Below are 13,446 nucleotides of genomic sequence, written 5' to 3' on the forward strand. Positions count from 1 at the left end.
CGGCGAGGACCGGGGCGTGCGCGCGCGGGGAGGGGCGTGCGCGGAGGGTCTCGGTGGGCAGGGGTGCCACGGGCGTACGTCTCCTACTCGTCGAGCGGCCCGGGACGTGCGGGCGCGCGTCTTCACGAGGAGGGACCGTCGGCGGCGGTTCCGCGGTTCGGGTACGGCGGGCCCCACCACCGCGCCGCGGGACGTGCTCGCGGCCGGGCCCCACCCTAACGCCCCCGGTCGGGAGGAACCCGGGCCGTGTGCGCTACCAGCCCTTCTCGAACATCCGCGCGACCTCGGCGGTCCGTACCTCGTCGCACCGGTGGTACGTGCGGCCGGCGGCGCCGTCGGCGCGCAGCAGGCCGACGGCGGTGAGCAGCCGGAGGTGGGTGAGGGCGACCGGGCGGGTCATGCCGAACCGGTCGGCGACGGCCTCCGCGGTGGCGCCGTGTTCGGCACGGCCGGGTTCCCTCAGCCAGGCGAGGATGCGCAGCCGTGTCCCGTCGTCGGGAGTCCTGATCATGTCGTCCGCCTCCACCCCGGTGTCCGCTCCGGGCCCTTCCACTGTCCCGCAGCCGGCGCCCCCGTGTCAGGCGCTCCGGCGCCCCTGCCGGGACGGCGGGCCCGCTCCGGTGCCGGGACGGCCGGCCCGGTGGACGGGGGCGGCCGGGCGACGCACCGGCCCGGGTGCGCCCGCCGCTGCGCGGGCACGGCGGCCGGCGGCCCGGGTCAGGAACTCACCGGCTCACCGGTGCCCGAACCACGACATCGCGGGCAGCGCCCGGTCGTCGTAGCCGAACAGCGCCTGGTTCTCCCAGCCGTTGCCGGAGGACGGGTCGGCCGGGTCCCAGCCGTTGCCGGCGCGGGCGGTCCAGGTGGCCTCCCAGGCGAAGACGCCGAGGCCCCGTCCGTTCGGAACGGCCTCCACGATGCTCGCCACGTCGTTCATCCACCGGGTCTGGCCCGCCGGGGTCGCCGGGTAGCCGGGGACCAGTTCCCCGGGGAGGTCGATGATGTTCTCGTGCGCGTCCTCGCTGTCGAGGCGGAACGGGTAGGCCGTCTCGGCGAGGAAGACCGGTTTGCCGTAGCGGGCGGCGGCGTCGTCCAGGGTGGTCTGGAAGTCGTGGAGCGTGCCGTGCCAGTAGCCGTAGTACGACAGGCCGATGGCGTCGAACCTCACGCCCCGGGAGACCGCGTTGTCGAACCACCGGCGGGTCCCGTCGAGGTCGCCTCCCTCGGCGAGGTGCAGTGCGACGGTCGTGGACGGGTCGACCGCCTTGACGGCGTCGTAGCCGGAGTTGAGCAGGCCGGCGAGCTGCGTCCAGTTGTCGGTGGACCCCTCGTCCCAGAGCATGCCGCCGTTGATCTCGTTGCCGACCTGGACCATGTCCGCGGTGGTGCCCTGCGCCTCGAGGGCGTCCAGGACGTCGTACGTGTGCCGGTAGACGTCCGTCCTCAGCCGGCCGTAGGAGTGTCCGGCCCAGGCGGCGGGCTTGGTCTGCCTGCCGGGGTCGGCCCAGGTGTCCGAGTAGTGGAAGTCGACCAGCAGCTTCATGCCCCGGTCCTTGACGCGCTTCGCCGTGGCGAGGAGGCGCGCCTTGTCGTTGTAGCCGTCGGCCGGGTCCACCCAGACCTTCAGGCGGGCGTAGTTCATGCCGGCCGAGCGCAGGATGGCGAGGCCGTCGCCGGCGGTGCCGGAGGCGGTCCGGTAGACGCCGCCCCGGTCCTCGCTCTTGGGCAGGGACGAGACGTCGGTGCCCCTGACCGCCAGGCCGGCGGTGCCCGGGGTGAGGGACAGGTCGTCGACGTTGATCCAGTCGCCCGCGTTCGCGTCGCTGGTGACGCTGACCGTGCACCGGTTGTTCGTCACCCTGACGGGCACGACGATCCGTATCCAGTCGCTCGCGGACACCGGCAGAGCGGTGCGCTGTTCGGCGCCGCCGCAGTTCTTCAGGGCGAGGTGGGCGGCGTTCTGGCCGCCGCCGGAGCGGACCCAGGCGGTGAGTCTGTGGTCGCCGTCGGGCAGGCCCGACAGGTGCTGGTACGTCTCCACCTTGTAGGCGGAGGACGACCAGTGGGACAGGCGGTGGCCGCCGTCGCGGCCGCCGGACTCGGTGTACGAGGCGCCGGTGGCGCCGTGCTCCGACCAGCCGGCCGGGGTCGCGGTCCCCGAACCGCCGGTCTCGAAGCCGCCGTTGGTGAGGGTGCTCGCCGCCGTCGCGGTCCGGTCGGGCAGGGCGGTGAGGACCAGCCCCGCGGTGAGCGGCAGCAGCAGGGCCCGGAGGATGCGTGTCCGTGTGCGCGTGCGTCTGGGATGGAACATCGGTGTCCGTCGTCCCTTCGACGTGGGGAGGGGAGCTGCCCCCGCCCGTGCGGGGCGGGGGCCTCCCTCCGCCCGCGGCCGCGCTGCTCGCGCGGGCGGAGGGGAGTCGTGGCTCAGCCGTCGAGCCGGACGACCCGGACGGCTCCGGCCGGGACCGCCAGGCGGCCCGTGGCGCGTTCACCCGTCAGCAGCTCGGTGCCGGGGGTGTCCAGCGGCACCTCGGTGTCGCCGGCGGTGTGGTTGATCACGAACAGGAAGGTGCCGGACTCCCCGGTGCGGCGCACCACTTCGACGTCGCGGGGCAGCTCGGCGCGCGGGGCGATCCCCGCGTCCTGGGCGGCCCGGCCGAGCAGGGTGTCCAGTCCCTCGGCGCCCAGGCGGGTGGAGACGTACCAGGCGCTGCCCTCGCCGAGGCGGTGGCGGGTGACGGCGGGGCGGCCCGCGGCGAGGCCGTCGGCGTAGGTCCAGACGGTCTCCGCGCCGCGCGGCACCACGAACTCGGACCACACGTCGGCGCCGAGTTCGCAGCCGCCGGGGCCGGTCAGGCGCACCCGGTCGCCGGCGCCGAGCGGCGAGAACTCCTCGACGGTCAGGCCCAGGACGTCCCGCAGGGCTCCCGGGTGGGCGCCCTCGTGCACGGCGTCGTGTTCGTCGACGATGCCGGAGAAGTACGAGACGACGAGGGTGCCTCCCCGCTCGACGTACTCCCTGAGGTTGTTCCCCGCCGCCTCGGTCATCAGGTACAGGGCGGGGACGACGATCAGGGGGTAGCGCGACAGGTCGGCTTCCGGGTGGGCGAAGTCGACGGTGAGGTGGCGGTCGTAGAGCGCCTCGTAGAAGGCGTCGGCGCGTTCGCGGGCGTCGTGGTCCTCGGTGGGGCGCCAGTCGAGGTTCTGCGCCCACCAGGAGTGCCAGTCCCACAGCACGGCGACGTCGGCCTCGGTGCGGGTGCCGCGCAGGGACTTCAGCGCGTCGGCGTGCGCGCCGAGTTCGACGACCTCGCGCCAGACGCGGGTGTCCGTGCCGCCGTGCGGGAGCATCGCCGAGTGGAACTTCTCCGCGCCGCGCCTGGACTGGCGCCACTGGAAGAACATGGCGCCCTCGGAACCGCGGGCCACGTGCGCGAGGGAGTTGCGGGCCATCTGGCCGGGCGCCTTGGCGGGGTTGCGGGGCTGCCAGTTGACGCCCGAGGTGGAGTGCTCGAGCAGCAGCCAGGGGGCGCCGCCGGCGACGGACCGGGTGAGGTCGGCGGACATCGCCAGGTTCACGTGGGTGCGGCGGCCGTCGGTGATCAGGTAGTGGTCGTTGGTGACGAAGTCGACCTCGCGGCCCCAGGCCCAGTAGTCCATGGAGTCGCACTGGCTGAGGGCCGTCATGAAGTTGGTGGTGACCGGGACGCCGGGTGAGAGGCGGTGCAGGATGTCCCGCTCCGCGGTGAAGTTCTCCCGCACGGTCGCGTCGGCGAACCGCCGGTAGTCCAGGGCCTGGCCCGGGTTGCCGACGGTGGGGGTGACCCGGGGCGGGTTGATCTGCTCGAAGTCCGTGTAGCGCTGGCCCCAGAAGGCGGTGCCCCAGGCCTCGTTGACGGCCTCGACGGTGCCGTGGGTGCGGGCGAGCCAGCGGCGGAAGTGCGCGGCGCACCCGTCGCAGTAGCAGGCGGAGACGGGGACGCCGTACTCGTTGTGGACGTGCCACATCGCGAGCGCGGGGTGGCTCCCGTACCGCTCGGCGAGCCGGGTGGTGATGTCCGCGGCGGCGGCGCGGTAGTCGGGGTTGCTGTGGCAGATGGCGCCGCGCGAGCCGAACTCGTAGCGCACCCCTTCCGCGGTCACCGGCAGCGCCTCGGGGTGGGCCCGGTAGAACCAGACGGGCGGCACGACGGTGGGCGTACCGAGGTCGGCGCGGATGCCGTTCTCGTGCAGCAGGTCCAGGACCCGGTCGAGCCAGCCGAAGTCGTGGACGCCGGGCTCGGGTTCGAGCAGGGCCCAGGAGAAGATGCCGACGCTCACCATGGTGACCCCGGCCTCGCGCATCAGCCGGACGTCCTCGGTCCAGACGCTTTCCGGCCACTGCTCGGGGTTGTAGTCCCCGCCGAAGGCGAGCCCGGTGAGGCCCAGGGGGGTGGTCTCCGGCATGGATGGTCTCCGATACGTCGATCTTCTGGGAACGTACACACACGCCTTCAGTGGCGTGGATCCAACATAACCGCACGGCAACGACCATTGACAAGCGTCTGGGATGTTTCTCTACTGTGAACGCTCACAGAGCAGCGGAGCCACGGTACGAGCCGTGCGCGGCCGGGGCAGCAGGCCTTCGCGAGCGGCGGGGGCCCAGGTCAGGGGAGAGTTCCATGCGATACACGAAGCACCGTCGCCTCGTGAGTTCCGCCATGGCGGTCACGCTCGGCGCCACCACGCTGGCCGCGTGCGGCTCGTCGGACGACGGCGGGGCCCGGTCCGGTCCGGTCTCACTGACGTACTGGACCTGGGCGCCGGGCATGGACAAGGTCGTGGACCTGTGGAACGAGGGTCCCGGCAAGAAGGAGCAGATCAAGGTCACGGTGAAGAAGCAGGCGTCCGGCGACACGCTGGTCACCAAGATCCTCACCGCGCACAAGGCGGGCAAGGCCCCCGACCTGGTGCAGGCGGAGTACCAGGCGCTGCCCACTCTGGTCAGCAACGACGCGCTCGCCGACATCTCGCAGGACGTGGGCGACGCGCAGGACGAGTTCGCGGACGGCGTCTGGCAGCAGACCACGCTCGGCACCGACGCGGTGTACGCGGTCCCGCAGGACATCGGGCCGATGATGTTCTACTACCGCGAGGACCTGTTCAAGAAGTACGGCCTGACCGTGCCGACGACCTGGGACGAGTTCGCGGACACCGCGCGCGAGCTCAAGAAGAAGTCCCCGGAGACGGACCTGACCACGTTCTCCGCCAACGACTCGGGCCTGTTCGCGGGCCTGGCCCAGCAGGCCGGCGCGCGGTGGTGGAGCACCTCGGGCGACCGGTGGAAGGTCGGCATCTCCGACGGGGCGACCAGGAAGGTCGCCGAGTTCTGGGGCGGCCTGGTCGAGGAGGGCGCGATCGACAACCAGCCGATGTACACACCCGCCTGGAACAAGGCGCTCAACACCGGCCGGCAGATCGCGTGGGTCAGCGCCGTGTGGGCGCCGGGCACCCTGAGCACGGCCGCGCCCGACACCGAGGGCAAGTGGGCCATGGCCCCGCTCCCTCAGTGGAGCGAGGGCGAGAACCGCACCGGCAGCTGGGGCGGCTCCTCCACCGGCGTCACCACGGACTCCGGCCACAAGGAGGCCGCCGCGAAGTTCGCCGTCTGGCTGAACACCGACGGCGACGCCCTGAACGCGCTGGCGAAGGAGAGCGGCATCTACCCCGCCTCCACCTCCGCCCAGCTCAGCGGCGCCTTCACCACCCCGCCGGAGTACTTCTCGAACCAGCCCGACTTCTACGAGAAGGCCGCCGAGATCGCGCAGACCACCGCGCCGTCCGCCTGGGGCCCGAACGTCAACGTGGCGTACACGGCGTTCAAGGACGCCTTCGGCGCCGCGGCGAAGAAGAAGTCCGGCTTCGTCGCCGCCGTGGAGGCCGTGCAGCGGGACACGGTCGCCGACCTGGAGAAGCAGGGCTTCGAGGTCGCGCCGTGACGTCCCCGGCACGCGGGAAGGCGTACGGGGCCGGAGGAGCCCCGTACGCCCGCCCTTCCCGCACCTTCGCACCGAGGCGCACCCGGAGCGCCCCCTTCTTCTTCCTGGTCCCCGCGACGGTCCTCTTCCTGCTCTTCTTCGCGCTGCCCATCGGGTACGCGGTCTGGCTCAGCTTCCGCAAGGTGCGGGTGTCCGGGCTCGGCCTGGGCGCGGGCGCCCGCACGGAGGTCTGGGCCGGCCTGGAGAACTACACCGACGCCCTCTTTGACGGCGAGCTGCTGGACGGTGCGCTGCGCGTGCTCGGCTACGGCTGCATCGTGGTGCCGGTGATGCTGGGACTCGCCCTGGTGTTCGCGCTGATGCTGGACTCCGAGAGGGTGCGGCTCGCGCCCTTCACCCGGCTCGCGATCTTCCTGCCGTACGCCGTGCCCGGCGTGATCGCGGCACTGCTGTGGGGCTTCCTGTACCTGCCCGACGTCAGCCCGTTCCACTTCGTGCTCGACCGGTTCGGCCTGCCGCAGCCGGACCTGCTGGACGGTGGTCCGCTGTTCCTCGCCCTGTCGAACATCGCGGTGTGGGGCGGCACCGGCTTCAACATGATCGTCATCTACACCGCGCTGCGGGCCGTTCCGGCCGAGGTGTACGAGGCGGCGAAGCTGGACGGCGCCACCCCCCTGCAGATCGCGCTGAGGATCAAGATCCCGATGGTCGCGCCGTCACTGGTGCTCACCTTCTTCTTCTCGGTCATCGCGACCCTCCAGGTGTTCAACGAACCCACCACGCTGAAGCCGCTCACCAACTCCGTCTCCACCACCTGGAGTCCGCTGATGAAGGTGTACCAGGACGCCTTCGGCAACGGCGACATCCACTCGGCCGCCGCCCAGGCCACCCTCATCGCGCTCGCCACCCTGGTGCTCTCCTTCGGCTTCCTGCGGGCCGCGAACCGACGCAACAAGCAGGAGGCGGCCCGATGAGTTCCGTGGCCCTGAGCAAGGCCGAGCCCGTGGCCGGCACCGACCCGGGCACCGGCCGGGGTCCGGCACGGCCCCGCCGCGTCGCCCTGGTCCCCACCCTGACACTGCTGCTCGGCGCGCTGTACTGCCTGCTGCCGGTGGCCTGGGTGGTCATCGCGTCGACCAAATCCGGCAACGAACTGTTCTCCACGTTCACGTTCTGGCCCGGCACCGGCCTGACCGAGAACCTCGCGGACCTGAACGCCTACCGCGACGGCGTCTACTGGAAGTGGATGGGCAACTCCGCCCTGTACGCCGGCGTCGGCGCCCTGCTGTCGACGTGCGTGTCGGCGGTCAGCGGCTACGCGCTGGCGGTCTACCGCTTCCGGGGCCGCGAGACGCTGTTCAACGTGCTGCTCGCGGGTGTGCTGATGCCGCCGGTGATCCTCGCCGTCCCGCAGTACCTGCTGCTGGCCCGGGCGGACCTCACGGACTCCTACCTGTCCGTGCTGCTGCCGCAGATCCTCTCCCCGTACGGCGTCTACCTGGCGCGGATCTACGCCGCGGCGTCGGTGCCGCCGGACGTGGTGGAGGCCGGGCGGATGGACGGGGCGGGCGAGTGGCGGATCTTCACCCGGGTCGCGCTGCCGATGATGCTGCCCGGACTGGTGACGGTCTTCCTGTTCCAGTTCGTCGCGATCTGGAACAACTTCCTGCTGCCGTACATCATGCTCAGCGACGACGAGAAGTTCCCGATCACGCTCGGTCTGCACACGCTCCTCGAACAGGGCGCCAACACCCCGGCGCTGTACACCCTGGTGATCACCGGCGCGTTCCTCGCGGTGTTCCCGCTGGTCGCGCTCTTCCTGGTGATCCAGCGGTTCTGGAACCTGGATCTGCTGTCCGGGGCCGTAAAGTCATGACCATGAGCAACACCGGGGGCAGGCGCAGGCCGCCGACGATCCACGACGTGGCGCGTGAGGCCGGTGTCTCGCGCGGCACCGTCTCACGCGTGCTCAACGGCGGCCACTACGTCAGCCCGTCCGCGGCGGAGGCGGTCAACGCGGCGATCCGCAGGACGGGTTACGTGGTGAACCGGCACGCCCGCTCGCTGATCACCGGCCGGTCCGACTCGGTGGGCTTCCTGCTGACGGAACCCCAGGAGCGGTTCTTCGAGGACCCCAACTTCAACGTCCTGCTGCGCGGCTGCACGCAGGCGCTGGCCGCGCACGACATTCCACTGCTGCTGATGATCGCCGGTACCCAGGCGGAACGGCGGCGCATAGTGCGGTACATCACCGCCGGGCACGTCGACGGGGTGCTGCTGGTCTCCAGCCACTCGGGCGATCCGGTGGCCGAGGAACTGCGGGCCGCGGGCGTGCCGCTGGTCGCGTGCGGCAAGCCGATCGGGCTGGGGTCCAAGGTGAGCTACGTGGCCGCGGACGACCGGGACGGCGCCCGTGACATGGTGCGCCATCTGCTGGGGCTGGGCCGGCGCAGGGTGGGCGTGGTGACCGGCCCGCTGGACACCCCGGGCGGCGTGGAGCGCCTCGCCGGGTACAAGGAGGTGCTCGCCGAGGCCGGCATCGGGATCGACGAGCGGCTCATCGTCTCCGGCGACTACAGCAGGGCCAGCGGCGAGGCGGGGGCGGAGCGGCTGCTGGCCGGCGCTCCGGACATGGACGCCGTGTTCGTCGCCTCGGACCTGATGGCGCAGGGCGTGCTGACGGCGCTGCGCCGTGCGGGACGCCGGGTCCCCCAGGACGTGGCGGTGGGCGGCTTCGACGACTCCCAGGCCGCCGTCGCCACCAGCCCCGGCCTGACCACGATCCGCCAGCCGTGGGACCGCATCAGCTCCGAGATGGTGCGGGTCCTGCTCGCCCAGGTGAGCGGCGAGGACCCGGCCACGGTGATCCTCCCGACGGAACTGGTGAGGCGCGAGTCGGCGTAGGGGCGCGTGCCGGCCACGGGGGCCCGCGCGGGTGCCGTGAGCCGTCCGCCGACTAGTTGAATCTCGAACAAGTGTTACCGTTCACCCATGGCAGCGGAGACGGCCGGCATCCGGCTCGAGGAGCGGTGGCGGGAGATCCTGTCGGTGCACGCGCGCACCCTCGGGGAGATCGACCGCGCGCTGCATCCGCACGGTCTGGGCGCATCCGACTTCGAGGTGCTCGACCTGCTCGCGACCGCGCCGCCCGAGGAGGGCGAGCAGTGCAGGGTGCAGAACCTGGGCGGGCGGGTCCACCTCAGCCAGAGCGCGCTGTCCCGGCTCATCGCCCGGCTGGAGAGGGACGGCCTGGTCGTCCGCAGCCTCTGCAGGGAGGACCGGCGGGGCGTCTACGTCACGCTCACCCGCAAGGGCCGCGACCTGCACGCCGAGGTACTGCCGCTGCAGCGCGCGGCCCTGGCCCGCGCCCTGGGCGGGTAGCCCGCTCCGAGCGGTCGCGGCACGCCGGGTCCTTCCGTGCGGCTCGCGCCGGAACCTCGAGCGCGAGCCTCACGGGGAGTCCCGCCCCTAGGGGCGGGCCAGCAGGGTGCGCACCCCCTCGGAGGTCAGGGTCAGGCGGTGCTCCGAACTGCCGTCGATGGTGAGGGACAGCTCGTCGGCGGGCCACTGCGCGGCCAGCGCACCGAGCGGCACCAGGCGGTAGCGGGAGACGAACGGCAGCAGCCCCGACATCTCCAGTTCCGAGGTGAACACCGGCACCACCTGATGGCCGTCCGGCTGCTCCATCACCGGCAGCGCGACCGCGCCGGGGTCGGCGGCCTCGTCGACCGCGTCGTCGGGCACGGGGATCAGCACGTCACTGTTGGCGAGGGCGTCCAGCGCCGCCGTGTCCTGGGTGTTCTCGGCGAGAGCGTCCAGAGCCCGCTGGGCGGACGTGGGGGCGTTGTTCTCGTGCGCGGGTGTCTCCATGGCGGTTTCCCTCGTAGCGGCGGTCGTACGGACCCGCCCCGGACGGAATCGGCGACGGACGTCGGCGATCCGCGACGAGCGATCCGCGGACGGCGGACCGGCAGAAGGCGGATCGGCCGATCGGACCGGGATCCGCTCCGGGCACGGTCCTGCCCGCGTACCCGATCGCACGGACCGCAATCCTCCGGACCGGAGGAGAGACCCCCCCGAAGCCCTCTGACCCGCATGGTTATCATATGAGCGCCGCCTAGCTCGAAAGATAATCCTGTGACTGTCAATGAAGACTCGTTCACCAGCTGGAAGCACCGCGAGGAGATCGCGGAGTCGATGATCCCGATCATCGGGAAGCTGCACCGCGAGCGGGACGTCACCGTCCTGCTGCACAGCCGCTCCCTGGTGAACAAGTCGGTGGTCTCGATCCTCAAGACCCACCGCTTCGCCCGCCAGATCTCCGGCCGGGAGCTGTCGGTCACCGAGACGCTGCCCTTCCTCCAGACACTCACCGCACTCGACCTCGGTCCCTCCCAGATCGACCTCGGTCTCCTCGCCTCGACCTACCGGACCGACGACCGCGGACTGTCGGTGGCGGAGTTCACCGCCGAGGCCGTGGCCGGGGCCACCGGCACCCACAAGATCGACCGCCGTGAGCCGCGCGACGTCGTCCTCTACGGCTTCGGCCGCATCGGCCGGCTCCTCGCCCGCCTGCTCATCGAGAAGTCCGGCTCCGGAAACGGCCTGCGGCTGCGCGCCGTCGTGGTCCGCCGGGGCGGCGAGCAGGACATCGTCAAGCGCGCCTCCCTGCTGCGCCGCGACTCCGTGCACGGCCAGTTCCAGGGCACGATCACCGTGGACGAGGCGAACAGCACGATCGTCGCCAACGGCAACACCATCAAGGTGATCTACGCCGACGACCCCTCGCAGCTCGACTACACGGCGTACGGCATCAAGAACGCCATCCTCATCGACAACACCGGCAAGTGGCGCGACCGCGAGGGCCTCTCGCAGCACCTGCGCCCCGGCGTCGACAAGGTCGTGCTGACCGCGCCCGGCAAGGGCGACGTGCCCAACATCGTGCACGGCGTCAACCACGACACCCTCAAGCCGGACGAGCAGATCATCTCCTGCGCCTCCTGCACCACCAACGCGATCGTCCCGCCGCTCAAGGCGATGGCGGACGAGTACGGTGTGCTGCGCGGCCACGTGGAGACCGTCCACTCGTTCACCAACGACCAGAACCTGCTGGACAACTACCACAAGTCCGAGCGCCGCGGCCGTTCCGCGCCGCTGAACATGGTGATCACCGAGACGGGCGCCGCCTCCGCCGTCGCCAAGGCGCTGCCCGACCTCGACGCGACGATCACCGGCAGCTCGATCCGGGTCCCGGTGCCGGACGTCTCCATCGCGATCCTCAACCTCCAGCTGGGCCGCGCGGCCGACCGCGCGGAGGTGCTCGAGTACCTCCGCGAGGTGTCGCTCACCTCGCCGCTGAAGCGCCAGATCGACTTCATCAGCGCACCCGACGCGGTCTCCAGCGACTTCATCGGCTCGCGGCACGCCTCGATCGTCGACGCCGGCGCCCTCAAGGTCGAGGGCGACAACGCGATCCTGTACCTCTGGTACGACAACGAGTTCGGCTACTCCTGCCAGGTGGTCCGGGTCGTCCAGTACGTCTCCGGCGTGGAGTACCCGACCTTCCCGGCACCGGCTCCCTGACCGGCCGGGCACGGCAGGCAGGCAGGAAGGCGGGGCACACCGACGGAAGAGCACGAGGGGGCGGGCCGGCGAACCGGTGCGCCGCCCCCTCGGACCGCATCGTTCCCCCGGACAGCAGGGGCCGGGGGCCTGTTCGGGCCCCCGGCCGCCCTCGGCATGCCCGAACCGCGTCACGCTGAGGTCCGGATCGGTAACGATCGGGTCGTACCGGTTGCCGGACCCGAAACAGTTCCTAGTCTGCGGGCATGTCGCTCTTCAGCAGTCGTACCGGTAAACGTCCCCGTCTCGTCCCCGCCCTCGACGACGCCGCCCTCGCGCGCGTCCTGCGGCAGGTGAGCAAACGCGGCGGGAACGTCAAGTCCACGGAGGTGACCCTCGTCGCGGCCTTCCTGGAGGAGACCGGGGACGACTGGGACCGGCGCGGCCACCGGGTGACCGTGCTGGCCGGGGAGACGGCCGAATCGAAGTCCGACCTGGCCTCGGCCTGGCTGGCCAGGGAACCGAAGAACCCCGACGCCCTGGTGTTCCATTCCTGGGTCGGTCTGATGCGCGGCCTGCGGGACAGGCACCTGGACGACGCGGCGCAGCTGGTGACCCAGTGCCACCGGGCCGCGGAGCTGAAGCCGGCGGATCCGCTGCCCTGGGTGGCCCTGCTCGGCATGGCCCGCCTCGAGCGGTATCCGCAGAGCGAGGTCAACGCCATCTGGCGGGAGGCCACCGGACGCGACCGCTGGCACCGCGAGGCCTACTTGCAGATGCTCGCCCACCTCTCGCCGGAGGAAGGCGGTTCGAGCGCGGCCGTCCTCGACTTCATCGACGTGGTGCGCCCCCGGATACCGGCCAACGCGCCGTGCGCCGCGATCGAGCTGACCGCGGCCGTCCGGCAGTACCAGGGGCTGGTGGCGCAGGGCGGCGTCCGGGCCATGACGGCCGGTCAGCTGTGGGAGGGCGGGCAGATCGCGGCCGCGCTGGAACAGGCCGCCTCCCTCTGGGCGAAGCCGGGGTTCTTCCAGCACGCGGCGGCCCAGGCGGACCTGAACGTCCTGGCGTACGCGCTGTGCGCGGCCGGCCGGGCCGTCGACGCCAACCACGTGTTCGAGGCGCTCCAGGGCACGGTGACCCCGTGGCCGTGGAACGACGACGGGCCCGCGGTCCAGCGGTTCGAACAGCACCGGGCCAAGGCGGAGCGGGGGCGGCAGGGGGGCGTCGGAGGAGCCTGACGCCGCCCCGCCGCGCGTCGTCAGTCCCGTTCCCGGGCCAGGACGTCCGCGACGGCCTCCCGCAGCGCCGTCGCGGGGTCCGCCGCGGCCCCTTCGGAGCGCCACGCCACGAATCCGTCGGGGCGGACCAGGACCGCGCCGTCCCCGGTGACGCCGTGGGCCCCGGCCCAGTCCACGTCGTCGCCCGGCGTCAGGTCCGCGGCGGGGCCGGTGCCGATCCGGTAGGCGTCGAGGGGCACCCGCAGCCGCTGCGCCGCCTGCGCCGCGGCGGTGTGCCAGGGGGCGCCGCCGGAGTCGCCGGTCAGCAGCACCAGGGACCGCTCGTACAGGTCGAGGGTGGAGACGCGGACGCCGTCGCGGTCCAGCCACAGGTGGGGGGCCCGGGTGCCCGGCTCCCCCGTCAGCCGCAGGCCCTCCGGGACGACCGGCGCCGCCGGGTCGCCGCCGACGACCGCGCCGCGGGGATAGCGGTAGCCCAGCGCCACGTTGAGGATTCCGCCCTTCGGCCCCTTGCCGCCGGCGCCCGCCGCGGGCGTGTAGCCGGGGTGGCTGTGCTCGGCCGAGCGGTTCGAGGCGCGGGCGCTGGTCGCCTCGGCGACCGGCCGGCGCTCGGCGTCGTAGGACTCCAGCAGTCCGGGGCCCGCCCAGCCGCCGTGCACGGCGGC

Annotated in this window: 12 protein-coding genes; 7 read left to right on the top strand and 5 right to left on the bottom strand. The window is 72.2% G+C overall.

The window, feature by feature from the left end; genetic code table 11:
• Window positions 1–253: 253 nt before the first annotated feature.
• The 3 genes from AOK18_RS21385 to AOK18_RS21395 all read right to left on the bottom strand — a co-directional run bounded on the left by AOK18_RS21385 (window position 254) and on the right by AOK18_RS21395 (window position 4,446).
• Window positions 254–511, bottom strand: coding sequence for a winged helix-turn-helix domain-containing protein (locus AOK18_RS21385; RefSeq protein WP_055695407.1), 258 nt, complete (start codon window positions 509–511; stop codon window positions 254–256).
• 222 nt (window positions 512–733) lie between these two features.
• Entirely contained in the window at window positions 734–2,311 is a 1,578-nt protein-coding gene (locus AOK18_RS21390) for a glycoside hydrolase family 53 protein (RefSeq protein WP_055695402.1), read from the bottom strand.
• A gap of 113 nt (window positions 2,312–2,424) precedes the next feature.
• Entirely contained in the window at window positions 2,425–4,446 is a 2,022-nt protein-coding gene (locus AOK18_RS21395) for a beta-galactosidase (protein WP_055695403.1), read from the bottom strand.
• Between the two features lie 215 nt (window positions 4,447–4,661).
• Between AOK18_RS21395 and AOK18_RS21400 the strand changes: the two genes are divergently transcribed.
• From AOK18_RS21400 to AOK18_RS21420, 5 genes are all read left to right on the top strand, one after another.
• Window positions 4,662–5,978: an ABC transporter substrate-binding protein gene (locus tag AOK18_RS21400; protein ID WP_055695404.1), complete on the top strand. Its 1,317-nt coding sequence runs from the start codon at window positions 4,662–4,664 to the stop codon at window positions 5,976–5,978.
• Window positions 5,975–6,952 (top strand): carbohydrate ABC transporter permease, encoded by a 978-nt coding sequence (locus AOK18_RS21405; protein WP_206281577.1) that lies wholly within the window; start codon window positions 5,975–5,977, stop codon window positions 6,950–6,952. Before AOK18_RS21400 ends, AOK18_RS21405 begins: the two co-directional genes overlap by 4 nt.
• A complete protein-coding gene (locus AOK18_RS21410; RefSeq protein WP_055695405.1) occupies window positions 6,949–7,854 on the top strand; it encodes a carbohydrate ABC transporter permease in 906 nt (301 codons plus the stop codon). Before AOK18_RS21405 ends, AOK18_RS21410 begins: the two co-directional genes overlap by 4 nt.
• Window positions 7,851–8,882 (top strand): LacI family DNA-binding transcriptional regulator, encoded by a 1,032-nt coding sequence (locus AOK18_RS21415; RefSeq protein ID WP_055573170.1) that lies wholly within the window; start codon window positions 7,851–7,853, stop codon window positions 8,880–8,882. Before AOK18_RS21410 ends, AOK18_RS21415 begins: the two co-directional genes overlap by 4 nt.
• Window positions 8,883–8,969: 87 nt before the next feature.
• The gene (locus tag AOK18_RS21420) at window positions 8,970–9,359 is read left to right on the top strand and encodes a MarR family winged helix-turn-helix transcriptional regulator (RefSeq protein WP_055573171.1); all 390 of its coding nucleotides are present in this window, start codon (window positions 8,970–8,972) and stop codon (window positions 9,357–9,359) included.
• Window positions 9,360–9,446: 87 nt separating this feature from the next.
• On the opposite strand, the gene AOK18_RS21425 is transcribed toward AOK18_RS21420, so the two are convergent.
• Window positions 9,447–9,848, bottom strand: a complete 402-nt coding sequence (locus AOK18_RS21425; protein ID WP_055573172.1) for an SseB family protein — start codon at window positions 9,846–9,848, stop codon at window positions 9,447–9,449.
• 267 nt (window positions 9,849–10,115) lie between these two features.
• Here AOK18_RS21425 and AOK18_RS21430 point away from each other — a divergent pair, with 267 nt between their 5' ends.
• Window positions 10,116–11,561: a glyceraldehyde-3-phosphate dehydrogenase gene (locus AOK18_RS21430; RefSeq protein ID WP_055695406.1), complete on the top strand. Its 1,446-nt coding sequence runs from the start codon at window positions 10,116–10,118 to the stop codon at window positions 11,559–11,561.
• A 245-nt stretch (window positions 11,562–11,806) separates the two neighbouring features.
• Window positions 11,807–12,781 carry a hypothetical protein gene (locus tag AOK18_RS21435; protein WP_055573174.1) on the top strand — a complete coding sequence of 325 codons (975 nt, stop codon included), beginning with the start codon at window positions 11,807–11,809 and terminating at the stop codon, window positions 12,779–12,781.
• A 20-nt stretch (window positions 12,782–12,801) separates the two neighbouring features.
• Here AOK18_RS21435 and AOK18_RS21440 read toward each other — a convergent pair.
• Window positions 12,802–13,446: aromatic-ring hydroxylase C-terminal domain-containing protein (locus AOK18_RS21440; RefSeq protein ID WP_478078848.1), on the bottom strand; the 645-nt coding region annotated here is incomplete at its 5' end.

It is taken from the genome of Streptomyces prasinopilosus (genome assembly GCF_001419695.1).
Taxonomy (GTDB): Bacteria; Actinomycetota; Actinomycetes; order Streptomycetales; family Streptomycetaceae; genus Streptomyces; species Streptomyces prasinopilosus.